The organism is Candidatus Acidiferrales bacterium (genome assembly GCA_035515795.1).
Taxonomy (GTDB): domain Bacteria; phylum Bacteroidota; class Ignavibacteria; order Kryptoniales; family JAKASW01; genus JAKASW01.
The window spans coordinates 1-23,115 of record DATJAY010000005.1 but is presented as its reverse complement, the minus strand read 5'-3'; the positions used below and the strand labels follow the sequence as shown (position 1 = coordinate 23,115).

The following is a 23,115-nucleotide window of genomic DNA, read 5'->3' as shown; positions in this document are numbered from 1 at the left end:
GAATACTGGTGCTACATAACGATGCACCCTTCCCAGCGAGAGGAATCAAATTATTGAAATCCTTTCCTAGTTCTTGGGTTCTGAATAGCGAAATTCCTACACGACTTGAAGCGGACCAACGTATTAGAATTAATATAACGGCAACTGTTCAGAGTGACTCGGCTACGCTTGGAAATCAATTCCGAAACAGCGCCATGGAGTTGAGCAAAGTTCCGCCTTTTCCGAAAAATGTATTTGGAGACGTAATCTTAGAGTTTCAGATTGAGAATAATAAAGGTCGCCAGTTCTATCAGTATTCTGAGATCAATGAAGATGGTTCTGTCAATACCACGTTAATCTCATCGACGTCTCAAACTTTCCTCGCTCTAGGCCTGATAATGGGGATACGATCTTTAAAACTTCTGATTTGATCTTACTCTTATTGATGATTTCGTTCCGCAGGTGGCTTATTGTAAGCTTTGTTCCAGGTTGCTCATCATCCGCGGCTCTAAAGAGTTTATATGGTATTTCAAAAGCCTCCAATGTCGAGATATTATCAACATTCACCCAATCAAAATTTGCCTCGAGGCTCGTCATCGCCTTTCGCTGTTCATCAAATGCCACCGAATACAACTTTAAGAATCGTCCCATATATCGTACTGCGAACCTGCCTATTCCTTTTGCTCCAGTTAACTTCCATTTGTATTTGCGAGAAATCCGATCTTCCTGCTTGCTTGAAGTCGCAATAGTCATCCATTTTGTTTTGAACTCATCAATCGTCATCCCGTGGCCATGGTCTTCAACGGCAAGGCTATCTTCTCCTGAGTAGTATACTTTACAGATCGGAGAATCGGCATCGTATGCGTTCTTGATGAGCTCAATTATTGCCAAATCGGCCGATGCGACAAGCCGCTCACCGAGTTCTTGGAGTAACCTCCCTTCGGTAGAGAAATGGATTTTACCTTCATCAAGAAGGGTAGCTGTATTATCCTTCATTCTGGGTTTTTAACCAACGAATTTAGAACAGTGTTCACCTGCTTGACAGCTATCACCTTCAGTCCCCTGTCCCGAGGGACCAATCTTGAGCTGAAATCGTATTTACGAAGCTTCTTGTGTAGCGCGTTCATATTTTCTATTGATTGAGTGTGAATCCCGATCACCGAACCGACCGCAATCGCTTTAATCTTGTTAAATAAAATCAAAGGATTTGCTTTTTTGAAAGCAGGGCCGAAGAGTAATTTTGGAGCACGATGGGGTTTGTACCTATACCATGGTGTCTGATTTTGACAAGTCCAAGTGCTCCTTTTCTCCTCAGGAATTTTTCGAAGATATTTCTTAAGTGCACTCGTGGGCTTCTTGTCCGTTCGTATTAACCAACATTTTTTGTTTTTAGAAACAAAGTATTTCTTGAAGTTCGCGTTATCGAGAACCGTTAATTTCGATGGAAGCTCTTTGAGAGAAATAATACAAGCTCGTACATCCTTCTTTGTTAGATTGGCCTCAACTCTTTCACCCTCGGTAAGGGTAAACACCTTATTTGTGCCTGGACTCAATCCTCGCATAGCCCACACCCTGCCTCTTGTTCCATGTTCTAGAGGTGATTGACCACTTTCCGTAAAAGATGGGACTTGTGTTATTATTCCCCCTTTGTCTATGTCAAAATATTCCCAAGTGCCACGATTATCAGATTTATCAACGATACTAACAGATGCAGTCGTCTGAACACCTTTGAAGACTGAGTAGTTGAGGCGATAGACAAAAACGCTCCATCCGTTCATCTCAATGTAGTCTCTCAAAGACTTTGCAGACGGAATAAATGCCCATTCGTAAGGTACCAAAACAGAGACTATCCCATTCATTTTTGTCTTTTGAAGTCCAAGCAGAAAAAAATAGAGATAAAGATTCGACCTTCTATCGAGCGTCATTCCAAGTGTGTTATCGAACCTCCAAATCATCTTCTGTCGCCAAGTATTTTCGATTTCATTGTGTCTAAGATATGGTGGATTACCAATGCAAGCATCGTAATCATTTCCACTATGTTCAAATACGCAGCCATGTAAGTAGGACACCTTAGCTGATTGGATGTCAGCAGAGATGCGCTGATCGATCTCCACGCCCACGTAACTCTGAAATTTAACGCCTCGAGCGAATCTACAATCCCCAGCTCCCATATCTAAAACACGTCCAAATGACGTCTTGAATTCGTGCGTAATGCGCCAGAAGAGAGAGACCACGGGTATCGGCGTTGCAACCTTCCAATTCCTTGATATGTAAGCCCTTTTTTTTGCCTTCACATTTCCTTTTGAACCCATGAAAAATTTTTCGACACACCCATTTGACTTTGAAAGTTATTATTCGCATCCATGAAGTGCAAGCGAGAACCCTAAATCAAACCGCCCAAGGGCCACCATGCTTTTTCTGGAAACACTACATCAGCTTAAGTTTTTTTCGTTCTCCAATCAAATCTCCCAGCGGACTCGTTGGCCCTGTTCGTCATCATTTCTCCAAGCTTGTCGTTATGCTTGCAGCATAAATGAGGCCAATGCAGCTAGCTTAAATGCGTTCTCACATATGGACTTGTTTCGAATAGAATTCAGCGAGTTCATAGTTGCCACTCTTCTTTAGCCTTTTTATAAAGGCTTCGCCTCTTGAAACATCTATTAGCTTGTTAAACTTGTCTTTCATCCAGCCAAACTTGACGACAATATCAGGTTCGTCATGCTGGGACATCTCTTTTATAATCTTCCGAAGTCTTGTTATATACTCAGGCATATCATACGCTGGATCATTTAGCTCAGATTGTGCATTGGTGAAGTAATCAATATAGTACATCCCGTCAGTGTCGACCGTTACTATATCCAATATTGAGTCCAATTCGTCTGCAGGATCATGATGTGACAAGTGGTATTTGGCACCAAGGGCAATAATATAATCACTAAGAATAATTCGCGGAAAAAGGGCGGCCCGGGTTTCAGTTTCATAAGCTTTGATAAGAGCAGGTCCGAACAGAACCTTATCTGTATGTATCAATTTACCAAATGCAATTCCACCCCGGCACAAGACACCGACGCCTACGAAGTTTATCACCAGATGTAATAGGTCGAGAAGAATGTAGAAAACTTCACTTGGCTCCTGCGCAAGGAAGGAGATTACAACTGAGTCCGAAAATTGGGTAACTTGTCTTGATTTTGTAAGTTTCGTGTCCGGCTCATCCATATCGAATTCGTGTCGAACCAGAAGTAATGTATCGTTCAGGGTCTTAATTTTCTCCGAAACCTCGTTTCCGTCTTCGTCGAGGGTAGCTCCGACAATCGCTTTAAAGCCTAGGATGTCTATAAAAGCAACAATCCTGTTTTCGTATTTCATGGCGATTTTCCTTTTTCTGTAATCAGGTTCTTCACGAACTCAACATAAGATCATGAAATATTGGTAGAGATCCTTCCCGATTAATTTCTTACTTCCATCTCAATGACGATTTAGCAATTGATAACCGATAATAATATTGTCGATTGTTTTGGGAACATTGGCATTCCAGACTCTATCAATGAAATGGGCAAGAGGAACCGATGCAGCAAATCGACGAGCTTCCTCAAGGACTTTACAAAGAAGTTCGAATTGGTGTTCAACCCTCCTTGGAACGTTGAGATTACCACAGAAATAATTGAGCGTGTATGTCCTGTCGATAGGCATGAACAGATCTGGAAGAAAGAAGTGCAATGTCTTAGAATAGGTAACCAATCTGGGCTTGGTGTCCGCAACCAACACAAGGTTTGAGAACAGCGCGTGGCCGTCCACCCATAAAATTTCATTCAACTGTGCGCTTGTCAGCCCGTCAAGACAGAAGTTCGATAGTCTGGCAAATCTGTCTCTATGTTCATGTATTGATTCTTTGAAGACATCGAATCCGGCAAGCCTGGCCCTACGAGAATTCATATTCCAAGCCGACAATGTCACGTAGACTAGCTCGATGAACTCATCTCTGAATTTAGCTTCCATGTTTATCTCTGATGCAACTCTTCTGTACAGGTACCATCCTGGGTCATACTGACGATAGAACTTCCTAGTCTTCTCAAGAGAATAGAGAACAAGCCGATTGTTATTAATAAACCGTGTCAATGATCTCATGTGATTTCTCCTAACGAATAATTGGCATTGCAATGTCGGCTGTCGCTAACGTTTACAATACGAAGGCAGCCTCGCTTGTTGCGACGAGTAAAATTCCATTGCTATCGACTATTCTTTATGTCACTCCACATATATTATGATCTTGTTGTGAAAAAGCCATGCTAGCGTAAAGCACTGACTTCGACGAAAAATTCTCCGATATATCTCTTAAGTTTGTGATGTTTGCTGATACCCAAATAGTTCTCCATTATTTGTATGGCCCCACGCCACTCTTCAATTGAAGACGGTCCTTTGACATCCAAGTCGTTCACAAAATAAATGAAGAGTAGGTGCACCTTGAATCCGTTCATTACTCTTAGATAATAGAGATGAGCGATTCTGTTCGTGTACTGATAAAATTTTCCTGTCCAATCCACAGCATCGTTAATGTTGAGATACTCTTTAACCTCACTTAACGAGTCAATTATTTGGGATTTGGACACTTCGCCAGCTCCAGTTGGAGGAGAGACTAATTCAGGTATATTGGCCTTGGCTTCAACAAGGTATAAGTTCTCACCAGAGCGTCCTAGAGCATCCCACTGTGGACCATTCCTCGGCCAAAAGTTGACTGAAGGATGCTTCACCTGCGACTCAATTCCTAGCTTTGCCAGAAAGTCCGAATCCGTATACTCCGCATATTCGTCGGCTTTCATAGGCGAGACCGATTCTACTCTAACCCGCTCACCCTTCCACTCAGAAATCTTCGCATCGAGGATTTCCTTTTTGTTATTAACAAGAATCTGTAAGTCCTTCAGACTGCCATGTGAATCTGGATCCTGGATGAACCTAGTCATACCCTCCTCCAATTACTAGTCGATTTCATCTAACGTCGGGAATAAAGTCGCAGCGAGCTCTTTGAAGCCTATTACGTGCGCGGCATGAAGCGAACTCGATACAACTCTAATGACGGGCATCTTTCTTCTGCATGTTATCAGAACCGACACCAATACCCTCGGCAGGTATCAAATCACAAAAGTAAAAACGGTCATCGCGTAAGACGACCTCTCCAGGTGTTAGTGCTATCTTTTCTCGGAATATCGGTCCATCATATACAAACGAATGAAATTCTCCGTTTTCCCCGCATGGGTCAACACCGGAAGGGAGATCACCCAAGAAGTGCTTGTCATAGAGTCTGCCGACGAATGTTTTATCAAGGATTTTTGAGTCAATGCAGGTTACAACTGCTTTTAACCCTAGGTCTATGAATGTACTTGCCAGTTCAGTAGTATCCCTTTTCCATATAGGGAAGATCCCCTTCATTCCTATTTTTGACAAGTTTTCTTCTCTATACTTTCTCAATTCTTCTAAAAAAATGTCCCCAAAGGCAACCGACGAAACACCTCTGTCGTGATATTCCATCAGCTTCGCTCTCATTTTTGTTTCATACTCATCATTGGTCGCATTCTTCGTGATGTAGATCTTTTCAAGAGAAAGACCTAAAGACACAGCCTGTTGCTCAAGAAGAACCCGTCGAACGCCATGCATGCTGATTCTATCGTAGTCCTCTGTCACAGTTGTGAGTAACGCCGATATGTCGCAATCGCCGATCATCTTTAGCTCATAAAGAGCCATGGCGCTATCCTTACCGCCACTCCATGAAAAGATGATTTTTTCTTTCATTGATGCGTCAACAGATAATTAGCGTTTTGAAGATTGCAAGTTTCGATAACGTCCGCGCGAATCACATTCGTGCCGCGCTCCTTGCGGCCGATTGCGTGCATACCATGGCGCAAGATTAACTGAGCGCGACGATGAAGCCCCTCTTTCCCAGCTATCGCACATTCGTGTCAGATAGTCGTCTTCATTCTGCAATAACATTTAGCCATTCGCGTCTTCGCGTTTCCTGTGCTTTATCTCTAGGACTACAAGACCGACAACTATTCCTAAAATGAGAGCCATGAGAGAATATGAAACATAAACCTTAAGTTCGTAGATTCCGATAAGAATAGTAGAAGGCATAATGCCAAACACAAAGATCGTAACCACGACCAGGACTATCCCTGCAATAAGAGAGACCAATTTCTTCGATCTTTTTGCTAGTCCGTAACCAATAGATCCAAAAAGTAGTAATACGATAATCAATGCAAAAAAATGCAAAAGAATAGACATGCAATCATCTCCTGTTAATTGGAAATCTCACTAAGGAACTCACTAATCTATTGCTATACACGTAATATACCACACCCAAAGAGTTTGTCTACAGACGCAACGCAGCAATTATGTGAAACTCCACGCCTGCTATGCCTTTCGCATGGTTCGTGGCGCGATCCTTCTTGATATGATGTGCGCGACATGAAGCGAGAACCATGATATATAATAATCGAGCGTCGTGATTGCCGTTGTTATACGCAGGCAAAGTTCTGTACGGATCGTGTTTTGCAGAACAAAGAAACAAGATTTCCATGTTATATCAGTGCTGATCATTTCTAGGGGATGTATTCAAGCACCACAGTTCCGCTCTCAAACCGTTTCACCTCCGACAATCTCAAGTGCGTCGTGAACTCGAGCCCCTCAAACAAATGCCTGCCGTGACCCAGTACGAAAGGGTAAACAATGATGCAAAGCAAATCAACCAAATGCTGGCCAAACAAGATAGAGTCGAGAGGCCCTGTACCATATTTTATGATGTCTTTGCCTGGTAGGTCCTTAATCTCTCGCATTTCTTCCGCGATATCGCCTCGAATGACTTTCGCGTTCCACGATGCTTCTTTGAGGCTCATCGAGGCTACGTATTTTGGAATGCTGTTCATGCGATCTACAAAGTCCATCGGTACCCCTCCGCCAGATTTCGCCATGCTTGGATAAGCCTTCGATAGCACTTCGTACGTTTTTCGTCCTAGCAGCAAAGCATCCGCTGCAAAAAGTCGCTCCTTCTGATAGTCGTTGTGCTCCTCGCTGGATAAGAAGTATCGCTGCGCCTCCTGCACAATGTCTGGGGCGTCCATCACGCCATTGAGACTCATGAACGTGATTTCGATCAGTTTTCTCATTGGTTCCTTCCCGTATCCTTATGGTTTCTAGATAAAATCACTCTTTGGCCCTGGGTAATTATAGTCTCCGCAAAACGCCTTACCAGATGTACCTTTGCTTGCGTATAACGTCCGCCAGAAAAAAGTCCTGCCGCGCAACCAATTCAATATAATATGAGTGCGGCGTTGAGGGAACCCCTTTATTCATCATGGTATGAGTGAATGTTATTGTTGCCGCTGTTAGTTGCTGCCGTCGTTCTCTGAGTTTGTTAGATTGAATCTATAGACTTTATCGAAATTCCGTCCAATGCTAATTACGACTTTCTTTGTAGTCATGTTATATACTGCCAACCACCTTGTATTGATTTCCGAAGCGTCTTTCAAAATTGCCATAGCTTCAATCGTACTAACGTTACCGAGTTTTGCTTTTAATTCAGCAGATGCCAGTAAGTATCTTTCATCATTTATTTCTGAAACGTTTTTTCCATAAACATTAAAATTTGTCGCGACCTGCCAGGGGGTTTGATTCCGAATTATCTTTGTATCATTTTCGAGAAACTCGACAATTACCGATTGCCCGGAAGGATCTGCGATCAAATAATGTTCGGGCTCCGGATCGATCAAGGTGGTATTGACATTGTAATGTCGAATCAATTCAATGGCCTCTTCAACATTGCCAGCATAGTCGAGCACTAATCTTATCATCGCCGCTTCATTTATCGTACGCTTGCTTGAATCGTTTGGAGGCTCCGTCTTTTCAACGGTCATGATACCGATTGCTACCCCTTTTTCATTTACCCCGTCAATCGGCAACCATGGCGTTTTCAACAATTGTTTTCTATTTGAACAGGAGTCCGGTAGGTTCTTGTAGCTATATCCAAAATAATCTAGATCGGTCATCGACATGGATGCATACCCATCTCTTGGATGCGTGAAGAGAAGCAGAGGAATTGAGTTTGGATAATCGAAATTTCTTCCGAACAGCATCGAGTCGCTATTGCCCATTGCCGCGAAACAGGTGCATTTTATTTTCGCATCCACACTGTCCAACCTCGGAAATTCAATTCGTCCGTCTAAATAATCTTTGAAATAATAATCGCCATAAAAAGTCATCGTGTAAAACGGAGATCTATCCAACTTCCGCAGACTATTCAACGTCAGACTGTCAGGGTCCATTGATCCATTATTTCCCCTGAAAGAAGAAGCACTTATTACAGAGATAAAAGCAACCGCAAAGATCGATGTTACCCGAATGAACTTCTGCTTCATGATAATCTCATTAGGAATTAAGTACACCTTCAACATTGAACCGCTTCGTTTCTCCAACGGCGGTTGTTAGTTGCAGTTGCCCGCTCATTTAAGCAAGAGAAGTTTCTTGGTTTCATGGTAGGTTCCAGCTTCGAGTCTGTAGAAGTAAACTCCACTCGGTAATTTGCTTGCGTCAAATCTCACGGAATGACTGCCCGCGCTCTGATATTCATTCACCAAAATTTCCACTTGCCTTCCGAGGACATCATATACCTTCAAAGTCACGTAACTCCTTGAAGGCAGCTGGTAATCTATGATCGTTGTCGGATTGAAAGGATTAGGGTAATTCTGGCCTAACCGGAAAAATAAAGGTGCCGCTGGTGGAACAGCTTGTTTCACTGCAGTAATCTGTGAGAACGGACGTTCCCAAACACTCCCATACAATCCTGCATACAAGTTTGAATCACCACTCGCGAGTGCGTACACCGCATCAGAAGAAAGTACAAATCCTGTGTTAATGGCATTCCAACTCGTATCATCAATGTCCAAAGAAAAGACTCCCGCGCCTGTCCCTGCAAAGACATTCTGTCCACAGACCAAAATGGAAGATACTAGCAATGCGGAACCAGATAGACCTGTATCTATATACTCCCAATTTTTTCCATCGTCGGTCGAATGGATAACACCACCGCCTTCGGTTCCGATAAATATTTCGCCTTCTCGAACGGCAATAGCTTTCATGTAATAAGGTGCACTCAGGATAGCGTCCCAATTCAATCCAGCATCTGTGGATACTAAAACGTTGGCGGCGCCGTTGGCGACATCGCCGGCATAGACCTTCGCTCCACTAGTTGCCAAAGCAGAGATGTTCGCGAGCCCTCTGTAGCTCCAGCAACCACCCCGATCTGTTGAAAGATAAACACCGCCTTGATTGCATATATCGCACATACCCGCACCCCCCAAATATAGATTCTCTTCTCCCGCCGCAAGAGCAGTGTATTGGAATCCTAGCGGTGGACTGTCATTCGGAGATGTTGTCCAACTGACTCCTTGGTCTGTTGAGAAGCAGATACCTGAATCCGCGGTAGCAAAAACGACAGTATCCATGTCCGCAAAGAAGGCGGACCTATACATAATGGGAACCCAGTTCAACCCTTCATCCGATGACCGGAATGAGTAATAGCTACTTGCAAATATGATATTCCCAAGTGAAGCCAACGAATAGATATCGTACTCTCTCATCCCCTTGTTCGAGACATTCCAACCTGCACCGTAGTTCGAAGAACGACAAACTCCGACTTCCATTAGACCAGCAAATAGACTGTTCCCATTGAAAAAAAGGGCATTTGTCTCATCCGGGGGTAAACCCACGTTAACAGCGCTCCAGGTTCTGAGGTCATTATTGTAACGAAAGATACCCTCGTTGTAAGTCCCCAGGAACAATTCTGAACCGTTTGATAAAAGACAACTCGCTTGTGTGCTAGATAATCCTGAATCCGCAGCCAACCAAGTGACACCATTGTCAGACGTAGTAAAGACCCCATCATAAAAAGATGCTGCAAAAAGATTCCTTCCATAGAAAGCGAGAGATCGAATTGGTTCACTCTTCAATCCGGCACCCTCCCATGTTGACCCATAGTCTGTCGAAAGAAAGACTCCATCATTGGTCCCGGCAGCAATAATCGAATCATTTCCTTCGGGACCAATAGCAAATGCTGAAATGCTTCCGGAAGTGATCCCTGAACCAGCGAAATTCCAGCTAGTCCCACTATCCGTGGAGCAGTACACAACGGCATTCGGGTCGTTAATCCCAGCGAAAATGTGCGTGCCCACGACAATAAGAGCGCGAATCACGCCAGTCTGAAAACCATATGGGCTTGGAGGTAGTCCGTTGTTGACCGTTCTCCATGTTATCCCATCGTTAGTCGAAACACTGATGCCTTCACCAGTCCCTGATCCAGCAAATATGTTCCTTCCGATTGCAGCCAATGAGAGTGCATAGGTGCTGACCATGGCACCGTTGCTGCTCACCCAACTGATGCCGTCATCGGTCGACCGATAGATTCCCCCTTCGATCGTTCCTGCGAAAATCGTCGTGCTATCTGCGGCAAAAGAACAGACTGAGGCTCCATACGGCCCGTTTGTCTCAACCCATTGAGCGACGGACAAATTAGTGAGACAAAGTGTAGATACAGTGATCAGCAAACGAAACTTTTCCACATTGTTCATAACAACCATGCCTTTCTGACCATGAGCCGGCAATTGCAACTAACGTGATGCGAAAAGAAGTCCCGCCGCGCATCCATGATGCTATGAAAATGTTAAAGCGGTGGGACGTACAGATTCAAGAAAACAGGGACGCTCAGACTGAAAAGGTCTGTCAGTGCATGCGAAAAGATTAGCCACCGAAGACTTCCCGTCCTGTAGTAAATAATCCCGAAGCATATGCCTATGATGAACACATTCGCCAGAAAAATAGGGTTGCGGCAGGCAATTGATGTTGTCCCCAGACCAACAAGATGATTCAAGGCGAAAAATAAAGCTGAATAAGGAACGCTTAACCATTTAGACCATTTCGATGTCGAATCCAGTACGAGACCTCGCCAATAGCCTTCTTCCAGGAAAGGATTAATCAGCCCTAACAATAACCACGGTAGCCAGATCGAAATACCGTGAAGGAGATGACTCTTCGTGAGAATCATAGGCAGAGCAGGCAAAGCTAAAATTACAGCAAACACTGACCAACCCCAACCTCCCTTCGAGGATCCCAACCATCTTTTGATGGACGATCTTCCGCCTCCCCACCAAATTAAGATCGCGATTGCAATCCAATATATCAGAATACCCGGTGCCCATGCCCAGACACCCCATATAACCTTGAATATCCGGGCAGCGGCAAAGCTTATGATAATTACTAGCAACGGCGACAACAGCACCAACGAGTTGTTCAATTTCCCGAACTCTGGGTGTGCCGTGGTTGTTGAATCTGTTTCTTTTTCCATCGCATCCCCTAGATCATTATTCTTCAATGTCAAGATCAATATAGTAGTTTAGCTATGTGCCGGTGACCAGCGTCCACCAAGAAGAACCTTTTCGCACATCCATGTTATTCCGATGAGCGCGGTGTGAAGCGAACTCGATTTTATATACCATGATGAGCGTCTTCTTTCTGGCTGTTAGTTGCAGTTGCCCCTTCATTTAAGAAGCGTAAGCTTCTTGCTTTCTGTTAATGTACCAGCTTGCAGTCGGTAAAAATAAACTCCACTCGGTAGATTGCTTGCGTCGAATCGCACGGAATGGCTTCCTGCAGCTTGCCGTTCATTGATCAAGGTCTTGATCTCTCTTCCAAGTATATCGAACACCTTCAAGGCTACAAACGCGTTTCCGGGTATTTGATAGTCGATGGTCGTGGACGGATTGAACGGATTCGGATAGTTCTGCTCAAGAGCAAAACGAACTGGAATTTGCTTCGGGTCATTCTTAACACCACTAACTATCTTCGATACTGAGCATCGCCACACCCCGTATCCAGAGTTTGCGCTCGCAGTGTTTGTACCCGTGGAACTGGCTGCAGCGCCCCCTGACTTAGTACCCATGAAGACAAATGTCCCACTTGGGTCAACGGCAAGAGAGATGACAATGACACCCTCCGCTCCATCATTAGCCGATTTCCAGCTTGAACCATTGTCCGTGGATAGAAACAAGCCACTGCAGTCTGTGCCTGCAAAAACAACTGCGCCATCTGGAGTAATGGCAAGGCATGTAATAGGTGGAATATAGGAACCACTCCCTAGCCCATTGTTCACCGCCTCCCAGCTTACGCCATTGTTCGTAGATAGGAAAACTCCACCGCCATACGTCCCAGCGAAGATTTTCGTTCCATCTGGGCTGATCGCAAGAGAATGGACATAATTGTTCGTTAATCCAGAGTCCGCTGCTGTCCAGCTTGAACCGTTATTTATGGAAAGGAAGATCCCGCCTCCAAGCGTGCCGGCGAAAATTTTCGCCCCATCGGGGCTGATTGCAATCGAATAGACAGTATCGTTCGTTAATCCAGAATCTATAGGAGTCCAGCTTGAACCACTGTCGCTAGAAAGAAAGACACCGCTGTAGCTGGTACCCGCAAAAATATCCCTTCCGTCGGGACTCATTGCAAGAGTTTTAACCTGGCCATTTGTTAATCCTTTGTTCGCTTCGGCCCAGCTTGAACCACTGTCCGTAGAAAGAAAAACACCTTGACCACCGTCGGTACCTGCAAAGACACTGGCCCCATTCGTGCTAATCGCAAAAGATGTAATGTCAGCAAGTTCCCCTATTCCGTTGTTGATGGGTATCCAGTTCAGACCATTGTCGGTTGAAAGAAATACTCCTTCACCGCCGCTCCCTGCAAAGACATTAGTGTTATTAGGACTGAATGCAAAAGAATTAATAATGACGGCCATTAATCCGCTATTGACAACTGTCCAACTTGAACCGGTGTTTGTAGAAAGATAGACTCCGTTGGAATGAGTGCCTACGAAGATATTCGTTCCGTTGGGGCTCAGTGCGAGAGTCGACACGGCCGCCAATTGAGAACCTATCCTTCGCCAAGTCGATCCATTATCAGTCGAAAGGAAAACTTCACCGCCCCAAGTTCCGGCGTAGATATTCTTACCATCGGGGCTGATTGCCAGTGCATTGACATAATCGTATACATTAGCGTTTCCGAGTCCACTGTCTTCCGCCGTCCAGGTTGAACCGTTGTTCGTTAACAGAAAAACTCCGCTGCTATTCGTGCCGGCGAAAAGTTTCGTCCCGTCAGGGCTGATTGCAAGAGAATTGATCTCGGTATTCGTGAGTCCGCTGTCCCCCACCGTCCAGCTTGTGCCGTTGTTGGTGGAAACAAAGACACCATCGTCGGTGCCGGCAAAGACATTCGTGTCCGATACGGCAAGAGACAACACATATTTGTTCGTCAAACCTGAAGTGTCTGTAGTCCAGGTTACGCCATTGTCGGTAGACAGAAAGACCCCACCACCTAAAGTACCGGCAAAGAGATTCGTCCCAGAAATGGCAAGACAATAGACCCAAGGACAAGTGTTTGTCCGGTTATCTAGCATGCCATTATCAACTGCTACCCAACTTGAACCGTTGTCTGTCGAACGATAGACTCCGCTCATGTTGCCCCAAACACCCGCAAAAATATTTTTACCATCAGGAGTGAAAACAAGAGAGCTAATAGCGTGGTTTGTTAATCCGGAGTATGTCCAGCTTGAACCGTTATTCGTTGACAGAAAAACTCCGCCGGCATTAGTTCCTGCAAAAATATTTGTCCCATCCGTGCTGATTGCAAGAGCATGAACATCACCACCATACGGTCCATTACTTTGAACCCATTGAGCAATCGATAGGTTTGCACTCGCAAGTGAGCAGATCAACAATACTAAGAACCGAAATAGATTTTTCATGTTTGATACTCCTTTCGTAAACTCTGACGGCAATTGCAACTAACGTCCTGCGCAAAAAAGTCCGCCCCGCTTGCCGCTACAAATATTGCTTGGCGTCCACGATGCGGCAAAGCGGGATGAAGCGAACTCCATGATATATAATAATCGAGCATCTTTTTTGCGCGTGTTAGACGCAGCCTGCACTCTCCATTTGGCTGCTTCACGGAGTCGAGCGAATAACCTTCTCGGTCGGCTCTCGCCGTACTTTCGTGAACTTGTTAACGGCATCTTGAAGTGAGATAAGGGCCGTTTGTAGTTCAACTTTGATGGACTCGTATTCGCGTGCATTTTTGTCGTGAACTTCTTGTCGTTCCTGGAAGCGAAACGAATAAGACAAAAGCGGTAGGGCAATGTTCAGCATTGACAGGATTGCAAGCGACAGCAACACCCAAAGCGCATTACCATCCTTGTCTTGGCTGGTCAATTGGAACCAAGCTAAGCCTAGGATGAACAATCGTGCCAGCCAAGTAGCCCAGTTAATTGTCAACATCCAATAACGGTTGCGCTTCTCCCACTTCCACTCCCACCAAATTTCACTATCAAGTGCTTTGAGAAATGCTTCGCTATTCATGCGGTCTGTCGTCTTTGTTTGCTGTTTAACAAATGAGTCGTGTGCTCATCTTATTTCGAAAAGCGGGTTGCGCCTAACGTCCGCCAGAAAAAAAGTCGCGCCGCACTCCTCGAAACATACAATACGCGCTACACAAAACGGAGATAAATAGGAAGTTGATCATCCACCTAAGATTCCGTAACACCTTTCAACACGTAATCAATGAACCATTCCGTTGTTCTGCCCGTAGTCCATTTAGCTCGAAGGACAGTTTCCTTTTCTACTCGTTTCAATGCTGATAACAATTCAAGGTTCAATTCCGTGGCGCTCTGACCTTCTATCGTTGTTTTTACCTTGAAACCCTTTTCGGTCCGAATTATCCCGTTAACTCCGATAACTTTGGTTAGGACTGGTTCAATCTTCTTTGTATCACTAGTGCTTATTTCAGCACTTAGTCTAAATCGCTCGTTTGGCATGCCACCTCCTTGGTTCTCCTAATATTACCCGGTTTATTTTCAATTTGCAACTCTCCCCAGTAGAGCCCCTTAAATTTCTAGAAAAAAATTTCAAGGTTGACCTGATCCACCATATATGTAGAACCTATCCGGTAGGATACTTATGTAGCGGTTATTCAGATGGGACCCAATTCACTTTAGCATCAACATCTTCTTCACTTTGCTCCACTTATCCGTGCTGATGCGGTAGAAGTAAACTCCGGATGAAACAAGTGTTCCATTTTTGTTTGTTCCGTTCCATGTCAGCTCGGTATAACCGGCGGGATAATCTGCGTCTGCAACTTGCACAACTTCTCTCCCGACGATGTCATAGATGATGAGCTTTACATGCGATGCTTTCGGAAGCTCAAATGCTATCTTTGTCGACGGGTTGAATGGATTGGGAAAGTTGTTGTAAAGCTTGTAATCCTTCGGCGCTCCGACAGAGATCTTTATGTCTTTCGTCCAGCTTTGACCGTTGGCAGTGGTAATTGTCGCTGTCAAAGTCGTGTCTTTTCCGACTGGTGCTTTCTTTTCGACTGAGAACGTGAACTCGGCATCTCCGGAAGAATTGGCTGAAATGCTCTTTATAATTGAGGTACTCTCTTTGAATTTCAACCATGATGGAAATCTATTGAAGGCGACGAAGACATTCTTCGCCTCGACGCTGGAGCTGTTTTGAATGCTGAGTGAGATCGTGTTGTCTGATGAGGCAAATGGGATTTGCCACACCTGACCAGCCGCAATTTCAGAATGGAAACTTGACGTCTGCGGAAAAGAACCGGTGACAAGCGCGAACAATAGAATGATCACTTTTCTCATTTCAGATCACCTTTTTTATACTTAGCAACATGTTTTGTGAGCGTCTTTGTAAACAGTGATTATTTTTTTTGACAGGGAAGCCTGTCGATAACGTATTGCGCGTAATAGTGCAAAAGTTTCCAACCTTCGGGGGAAATGAACCGACTTTCATCATTCTTTCCTCCTATTTCTTTTCTCAACGTTTTTTCATAAATAGTGTCTACCTCTCTCTGATAGTTCTGCAATGACAAACAGCACGCTATAGAATCTCCCTTCACCAAATGTTTCTTTGCATTGTCAAGTTTTCTCTCTAATTCACCGACAAAATCTTGATTGCCTATCCAACGGTTGCTGTAAGCCTCCTGAGTTTTGTCAGCCAAGCTGTCAAGCAAAAATGAGAGTGGGGTATCTTTCGGCGGCACTGTCGGGAGTGACAACAAATAGTTTTCTGTCGTCTCCAGTTCATTCAAGCCATTTTTCCCCTCTAGCAACACAACCCCATAGCCACTTAAGTATGGGAAATAGTAGTCCTCCCTTGATAGACTATATTTGACAGCAATTGTCGAGTCGATGGCTCGTAAGTTCAAGAATAATAAATACGTTTTCTGTTTTGTGAACGATACACCCGGTCCTTCTTTAGGGGCAGCTTCATCAGTCTTTAAAAAGATACTCAAGTCAGAACCCCCCGAGTCTCCCTTCAGAACCTGTTGAACGCTTATGCGAATAATAGATCCGTCTAGATCGGTCAGTATGCCGTAGTAACCTGGTTTACTAGTCGAATCTATTCTGTACCCCGACAATTGATACTCGCTATCAACTCTCCCAATAACGATCAAACTTGAGCTATCAACTACTTCTGATAATGAAAACTGTGTTACCTGAGCAGGTACTCGCGAAGGAGCGGACACAAGCAGTAAGCAGGTACTAACAATCATGAAGAAAAGTTTCTTTCGCATTTTCAGCCCATCCTAGTTTTGTGTTAGAAAATCAGTACGATCACATCTCTGATAATAATATTTTGGAGGAATTTGATCTGAAACGTTATAGGCTTCTAACTCCATTAGATTGTATATTTCTTCGAATGCCTTTATTTGCTCCGATTCGAATGCAAGGCGAACGGTGCTCACCTTCGCGGCAATATCAGGTAGGCTTTTCGCTGTAATGGTCCGTATTCTCTTGTAGAGTTCATCCACTGACCACAAATTCATCGCCATACCAGATATCCACTGCTGCTGGTGAATATTCTCATGTGTGATCAATTTTGTATAGAATTGGCTTGTTGTGGGTAGATTCACAACGGGCTTATCCACAACTCGCTCCAAGGTTCCAATACTGAATATGCGCCATTGCTTAATATTTCCAGAATTATCATAAACTGGCACTGCGTACGGATTACCGATGATATAAGCATGCGTTTCTTCACCACCTAAGCGAGGCAAGAATACATTCAAGTTGCCTTTCTGATCAAACTCGTCTCCTTTTATCTTGACAAGTGTCTTCAAGTCATAGGTAGAAGTCTGATTGCTTGGCGGATGACAATCGTGATCTGGGAAAGCGTACCATTTCGCACTTTTGACGGTCACTTTTTGTTGGTCAGAGCCAGGTTCAAAATCTACGAACGGATCATTTCCTCCGTCTGGATTATCTGGTGACCAACTCCACTCAAACGAATTTGCTGTAATAGTGTTGGGATAAACCTTTGCCTGAAAATCCATGTTTTCTCCGTCCTTGACAACTTCATCGGACGGCTCCATATCGACATAGACCGCGTAGATTGTATCGTACTTCACAGTCGAAGCTCCCTTTGAATCCGTTGCAGTTACTTTGACAATGTTTGCTCCAAGATTTTCAAGTTTAAATTGTTGACCAGGTTCATACTTCACGGTAACGCTGTCTCCATCAGGATCAAACACTACTGCTGAAACTGACACAACGCTGTCGTATGAAAAATATCGGCGAGAGGGGGAGTAACTGATGCTTTTTATAATTGGACGATGATTCCCATTTTGAATCTCCACCCACCCTATTCCGTAGTCACTCAAAGTAAAATTATTCTCATCAGAAACCGATTTGCGGCCCGTCGCGTTAGGCCCTACGTTGCTTGCAGATTTCCTGAGACCCGAATTCTCAAGCCCGGCACTAATTGTTGGACGTTTCACTTTCATGTTCTGACCTGAATTTCCTTTGCGACCAGGCAGTATAGAAGTCGCTATCTCATTCGGTATCCCTACCCTTATTTCTACATTTACAGAGTCCGCACCTATGCTATCGGCGGCGATAAATTGAAAAGGCTGCGATGCAGATGAAAAATATCCCGATGTACTATCATTTGATAGTATCGTACCATTTCCATTTCCGCTGTCTATCCCGACTTCGAAGGATTGATTTGGCGGAAAGTCGGTCAAGCTTCCATCCGGGTTTCTCTGCTTCGCTGTAATCGCCGCAGTATCGCCGGGCGATATCACTGAAGGAACGACTTCTACAACAATGTCTCCTTCAACAAATAAACTTCCGGTTGCGGTCTTCGTCGGATCATTAACATCTGTAACTGATATCGTAATTTTCTGCACGCCATTCGGTTCTCCTCCGTCTGCGTTATACAGCATCCCTGCGCAAGCATCACTGTATGGATACGGTGAACTAACACCCCAATCATAGACTTCGCCGTACTTTCCACTATCATCTGCAGTTATATAAAGAGGGGTACTCCAGGGAATCACAATATCGCTACCTGTGCTGTTCTCTGCTTGAACATATATGTTTCCCCTTCTTGAATGTGCGATTGTATCCGGGTCAGTATAAACGGAGAAGTGATCCAGCAGCTGGCAAACTTGCACTGAATCTGTTCTGGTCATTCCATCACTAACCGCCTGTACCGTTGCCCAACTACCACTTGAATCTGGATTGATACCATCCGCGACAAGAGAATATTGTCCAATCTCCTTCCCTGTGGTCGTGACAACCAAACCAATCTTTGTATCTCCTCCCGTTTGTGAATCTCTCTGATGGAACGACACATATTGACTCCCGGAAACGACGGTCAACGTAAGCGGATCAGCCGGTGACCATGTCGCACCATTGCAGTCGCTGTAATCTCCAGTCAAGCTCATCCCGGTTGAATCTCCACACTGAAACATATGAGTATTCAAAGAAAACGAAAAATTTGAGTAATATGGAGTTGCGAAGCCGGGAAGATTCCAGAAAGTCCCGCAACATGTCGTATATTGCGGCAGTGTATCCGAGCCGGTGCTCACCAACGAGTCGTCTGAAAAAAATTATAAGTGGCGCATACGCTTGAGTAATACGCGTCAAATCGCAGCAGAAATGTATACACCCCTGCCCCCGCAGAGGGAATAGTTATAATAATCGGACTGCTAGTTGAGGATGCCATATTGTTTACGGTTCCACAAGCATCCCAATAGTACACCCCTGCATCCATATAAGGAGTCCAATATAACTCGAATCGGAGAGTATGGTTGCTGCTCTGTGTCTTCTTGGCCTGCGTGGGCGTGATCGTCGCACTCTATTTTATGTGGACTTGAGCTAGAAGTGAACTTACTATTAGAAATGTAACCGCAAGAACCGCAACAGCACTTTTCATCTAAAAACCCTCCGACTCTACGTTTGACTTAGATGATTCCAACAACGACGCCCACCTCACTCTTAATCTCAGAAAAGATGGAACAATAGTCAAGTATCAAGGTCAAGAATTCTCAAAAAACACAAGATCCCTTACGAGTTTTCTTAAGGGTTCAGACCCAGTCACAAATCTATTCGATCCCATCAATACTCTCTTGCCATATGATCCGTAAAATGTAGAATGTTCAAATGCACATTTTATCTCTCATTCTCTCACCAATCCATCATTTTAGATTAATTTGGCCTGTTTTGGTGATAGATGTACCATGATGTCGATCTCTCATCGATCTATCACCAGTATATAAACCCTTATAAGTCTATAACTTATAAGGGTTTTCAATCTATCACCATCATGGTACAGAGACCCAAGGCTTTTAGAGCGGTAGGTAAAAATTATTACCGGCTTTGATTTTTTTGTATTAGGTTTCAAGCTGGGATGCTTTTGCGTGTTGGGAACCCACAGCTGCGAAGTCCGAATCGAACATCTTAGGTGTCTGAGGGTAGCATGAACCTTCACTAACTATCATCAACCATCACTAAGAATCGTCAAATTCACTCAGAATCAGCATTAGTGATAGAAGTGATGGCAGTGATAGCACTTTGCAACATAGGGAGGATAAGTAATAATACCATATACTCCATGCTCCTTTGAGCAATAAAATTTATGCAAATCTACTATCACTACTATCACTTCCATTAATTCCTTGCATATTCGAAGGTTTTAGTGATAGATGGGACAAAAACACCATCTATCACTACTATCACTTAAGTTTATATCCGTTTGACAGCGTACGTCTCGCCACTGCTGGTCCTCTTGTGAAAGCCGCCCATTGCCATCAAAGCTTTCCCAACGTACACCGTGTTTCGAGGAATGTGAAAGAGATTGTTCAACTCGGTCGCTACTTCGGCTGAATTGACCCAAGTGGTCCGGTCTGTGACATCTTTTTCCAATACCGGTTCGTAAAGTGTCTCGATGTATGTTTGCTCCGTTGTCTTAACTCGATAGGCGCTGTTAATCTTGTTTATTTCTTCGATCTCCTCGTCACCGAACCAGTATCTGAAGGAGCCGGGCTGCTTAAATAGTGCTTGAGCCTGTGCATAAACGTTATCCATGTCAATGTTGTGGTTCCAGTTGATGCTTTCCACCTCAAAGATTAGGAACCTTCGATTACCCGTCTCATCAACTAGAAAGGTGTCCTTGTTCACGCTTGCAACAAGTGACGCCCGTCGCGGAAGGTTTTCCTGACGCCGGCCATAAGGACGCCTGACGTCCACCGACTCTTGAGTAATGAATGACTTTAAACTTCCAACATCATATTTACTCATCGAATCTAATTCGTCGATGTTGATGAGAAAATTCTCTGCGAGAGCTATCTGCGAGTCTTTCGAATCTGGATTTATGGCCCGGGAAATCCGGTATTGGTTCTGGATCTTATATTTGGTTGGCAGTAATGACATCAGCCATGTTGTCTTGTATGTCCCCTGCTTGCCGAGAAGGGTCAGAACCGTTTGATTCGTCTTTTGGTGTGTAGCGCATGCCACGGTTGCAACCAGCCATTTGGTCAGGCACGTCTGCCATCGGTGGAATCGTTTTGGATCCTTTAGGGTTATCGTCTCGGCCAATAGTCTGATAAAATCGGTCTTTCCGTCCCATTCCTTTAATGTCGCGAAATATTCTACGAACGGATCATAATCAGGAACGAAGTCGCTAACAAGGAGTTGTTCCAATGCCTCTTTGCGAAGCGTACACCCTATATGAACTAGTTCCCGATATATTGAGTTTGCCTTCTTATCTGTTAAAGCTGTAAAGCTCTCGCCACCGCTGCGCTCCTTGAATTCGGTGATCCCTCTTATCACGTTGTATTTGAACTCGTATCTGTGATTCAATACCCGCTCTGCAAATTCCAAACTCCTGGTTGTGCCGTAACCCATTCTCTTCAGCGCATCAGATGCCTTCGTGAAATCTTTTTTGTGTTGAAGATAGGTATAGATAGCAAACGGTGAGTAGCTTTTATTCTCTTCGAACGGGGCGGCATTTGTTGAGAACACGTAAAATGTGTTCGGCATATAATTGAATGTTGCGCTCATACCGTTCTTCTTGCCAGGCCTGGTCCAATATTGAACGCCGTTCGAAACATAGGAGATTTTCCAGCCGGCTTTCCTGAGGTATGCTGCATAATCGCCTCGCATGTTGAAGTCGGTTCCCGGCAATAGGATGCCGTCCTTTGGCGAGGTTGTTAAACGTGTGGGATCATTAACTGACTCATCTTCAGGCATATATGAGTTTAGAGATCGGGCACAATCTAAGAGTATTTTTCGGTCTTCTTCGCTAATGAGCGGCAGATTAGTAATTCTTCCGGACCTTGCCGTATATCCTCTTGAAGGCGCTACAATGATGTACCCTGATCTGCCGCGCGTCTCGATCAAAGTCCTGCATTTTGCATTCGGGTCGTCTATCAGATCTTTTTCGTTTGTGTGCCTCATCGCCAGCTTTTGATTGCCATCTACTGTGCCACTCAGACTATAAATGAGGTGCCAGCCGCCGTTCATGCTGGTCTCGGCGACCAATGTATCAACGAGGCCGCCGTCAAAATTGTTTATAAGGTATTTTAATTTGTGAATCAGCTTTTCGGGTTCAACATTATATTTCTCATCAATGTCAATGACCTCGACATTCCCCGCATCCGGTACACCACAGACTATTGCTATAAGGTTTGTTGTTCCTTCGGGAAACCAACAGTTCATTTGTTCTTCGGTAGCTGAACGATCTCTAAGCCAGCCCCATTCACCACAAGGTGTCTTGTCCTGCTTTACCGGGAACACACGTAAGCCCGATGCGTAATATTCAAATGCCGCTTTTCTTATATCAGTGATTGTATATACTGATCTTTTTGTAGCAAAATCTTCATCTTGCCTTTCTGTATTAGTTATACATTCTTGTTGTACCATGATACTTATTGTTATTTTCCTTCTGGTATATGATGTTCTTGAGTGATTTTAGTGCACTCGCCAAACGCTGGGGATTAACTAATCCGTCCAGGTTATAATATTTTTCTACGAGTTTCTTAAGCTCGTCTGTCTGATTAAAGCGGAAAATGGTTTGTCCACTCACATTTGTGTGGGACTGCAACTGAAATCCAGATGCTATCAGATATCCGCTGAGATATAAATCGTTTGTTTCGTATGTCATATATGTTTCCTGTGGATTAAATAGGTCGGCAGGATTGCCGCATAATTGGAGGGAATTGTTATTCATATATCTATCCTCCGGCAAATTATGCCGATTCTTTATGAGTTTTCTTGAATTATCGCAGCTGCAGTGAGCTGTGCTTTTGGCAGGATGGGTACCAATCTAGCGGTACCGGATCTTAATACCTCATCTTACACAATTTTTTTTAATTCCGCAATAGGTATTTTCATTTGCGCAAAAATCAACTGACACGAGCTAAGAAAATTTGCCAAAGACAATTTTACTCGTAAGTGGGTTGCGTATTTATCAATGCCATGGTAAATTAAGGTGTGAAAAGACAAGATTTGAAAGGAGTTTGGATGTTTTCAAGTTCGTAGAAAATCAGTAAGTGCTTATCACCACTCGCAATGGCGGTGGTAATCGCGCTGCGGCAACCAGCCTGTAACCAAAACAGGCAGGGGGTTCGGCAGCAGACACTACTCAAGTTTCTCCAACGAGAGTAGATTTGTATGCGTAACCGGTCGACACGCCAGTGTTGACAGGTGCCACAAAAGTTCAATTACTATTTTTCCCCAAGTATATCTGTTTAAGTGTA

Annotated in this window: 20 protein-coding genes; all 20 read right to left on the bottom strand. The window is 44.2% G+C overall.

What is annotated here, in order from left to right:
- Positions 1–321: 321 nt before the first annotated feature.
- Positions 322–975 carry an ATP-binding protein gene (locus tag VLX91_03995; protein ID HUI29357.1) on the bottom strand — a complete coding sequence of 218 codons (654 nt, stop codon included), beginning with the start codon at positions 973–975 and terminating at the stop codon, positions 322–324.
- Entirely contained in the window at positions 972–2,291 is a 1,320-nt protein-coding gene (locus tag VLX91_03990; protein ID HUI29356.1) for an Eco57I restriction-modification methylase domain-containing protein, read from the bottom strand. The genes VLX91_03995 and VLX91_03990 overlap by 4 nt, the downstream gene beginning before the upstream one ends.
- A 253-nt stretch (positions 2,292–2,544) precedes the next feature.
- Positions 2,545–3,345, bottom strand: a complete 801-nt coding sequence (locus tag VLX91_03985; GenBank protein ID HUI29355.1) for a hypothetical protein — start codon at positions 3,343–3,345, stop codon at positions 2,545–2,547.
- A 99-nt stretch (positions 3,346–3,444) separates the two neighbouring features.
- On the bottom strand, positions 3,445–4,104 hold the full coding sequence (locus VLX91_03980; protein HUI29354.1) for a hypothetical protein: 660 nt from the start codon (positions 4,102–4,104) through the stop codon (positions 3,445–3,447).
- A 161-nt stretch (positions 4,105–4,265) separates the two neighbouring features.
- Positions 4,266–4,937: a hypothetical protein gene (locus VLX91_03975; GenBank protein HUI29353.1), complete on the bottom strand. Its 672-nt coding sequence runs from the start codon at positions 4,935–4,937 to the stop codon at positions 4,266–4,268.
- A gap of 106 nt (positions 4,938–5,043) precedes the next feature.
- Complete coding sequence (locus tag VLX91_03970; protein HUI29352.1) at positions 5,044–5,763, bottom strand: diphthine--ammonia ligase; 720 nt, start codon at positions 5,761–5,763, stop codon at positions 5,044–5,046.
- A gap of 198 nt (positions 5,764–5,961) precedes the next feature.
- Complete coding sequence (locus tag VLX91_03965) at positions 5,962–6,252, bottom strand: hypothetical protein (GenBank protein HUI29351.1); 291 nt, start codon at positions 6,250–6,252, stop codon at positions 5,962–5,964.
- 88 nt (positions 6,253–6,340) lie between these two features.
- Complete coding sequence (locus VLX91_03960; GenBank protein ID HUI29350.1) at positions 6,341–6,547, bottom strand: hypothetical protein; 207 nt, start codon at positions 6,545–6,547, stop codon at positions 6,341–6,343.
- A 22-nt stretch (positions 6,548–6,569) separates the two neighbouring features.
- Entirely contained in the window at positions 6,570–7,133 is a 564-nt protein-coding gene (locus tag VLX91_03955) for a dihydrofolate reductase family protein (GenBank protein ID HUI29349.1), read from the bottom strand.
- 219 nt (positions 7,134–7,352) lie between these two features.
- Complete coding sequence (locus VLX91_03950; protein ID HUI29348.1) at positions 7,353–8,381, bottom strand: linear amide C-N hydrolase; 1,029 nt, start codon at positions 8,379–8,381, stop codon at positions 7,353–7,355.
- 84 nt (positions 8,382–8,465) lie between these two features.
- A complete protein-coding gene (locus VLX91_03945) occupies positions 8,466–10,565 on the bottom strand; it encodes a T9SS type A sorting domain-containing protein (protein ID HUI29347.1) in 2,100 nt (699 codons plus the stop codon).
- 116 nt (positions 10,566–10,681) lie between these two features.
- Entirely contained in the window at positions 10,682–11,362 is a 681-nt protein-coding gene (locus tag VLX91_03940; protein ID HUI29346.1) for a CPBP family intramembrane glutamic endopeptidase, read from the bottom strand.
- A 192-nt stretch (positions 11,363–11,554) separates the two neighbouring features.
- Positions 11,555–13,807 carry a T9SS type A sorting domain-containing protein gene (locus tag VLX91_03935; protein ID HUI29345.1) on the bottom strand — a complete coding sequence of 751 codons (2,253 nt, stop codon included), beginning with the start codon at positions 13,805–13,807 and terminating at the stop codon, positions 11,555–11,557.
- Between the two features lie 199 nt (positions 13,808–14,006).
- Positions 14,007–14,417, bottom strand: coding sequence for a hypothetical protein (locus tag VLX91_03930; GenBank protein HUI29344.1), 411 nt, complete (start codon positions 14,415–14,417; stop codon positions 14,007–14,009).
- Between the two features lie 167 nt (positions 14,418–14,584).
- Positions 14,585–14,872, bottom strand: a complete 288-nt coding sequence (locus VLX91_03925) for a hypothetical protein (protein ID HUI29343.1) — start codon at positions 14,870–14,872, stop codon at positions 14,585–14,587.
- Between the two features lie 171 nt (positions 14,873–15,043).
- Positions 15,044–15,712, bottom strand: a complete 669-nt coding sequence (locus VLX91_03920; protein HUI29342.1) for a FlgD immunoglobulin-like domain containing protein — start codon at positions 15,710–15,712, stop codon at positions 15,044–15,046.
- A gap of 59 nt (positions 15,713–15,771) precedes the next feature.
- Positions 15,772–16,647: a hypothetical protein gene (locus VLX91_03915; GenBank protein ID HUI29341.1), complete on the bottom strand. Its 876-nt coding sequence runs from the start codon at positions 16,645–16,647 to the stop codon at positions 15,772–15,774.
- A gap of 12 nt (positions 16,648–16,659) precedes the next feature.
- Positions 16,660–18,801, bottom strand: a complete 2,142-nt coding sequence (locus VLX91_03910) for a hypothetical protein (GenBank protein ID HUI29340.1) — start codon at positions 18,799–18,801, stop codon at positions 16,660–16,662.
- A 1,300-nt stretch (positions 18,802–20,101) separates the two neighbouring features.
- Positions 20,102–22,279, bottom strand: coding sequence for a VapE domain-containing protein (locus tag VLX91_03905; GenBank protein HUI29339.1), 2,178 nt, complete (start codon positions 22,277–22,279; stop codon positions 20,102–20,104).
- Positions 22,254–22,586, bottom strand: coding sequence for a DUF5659 domain-containing protein (locus VLX91_03900; GenBank protein ID HUI29338.1), 333 nt, complete (start codon positions 22,584–22,586; stop codon positions 22,254–22,256). Before VLX91_03900 ends, VLX91_03905 begins: the two co-directional genes overlap by 26 nt.
- Positions 22,587–23,115 lie beyond the last annotated feature (529 nt).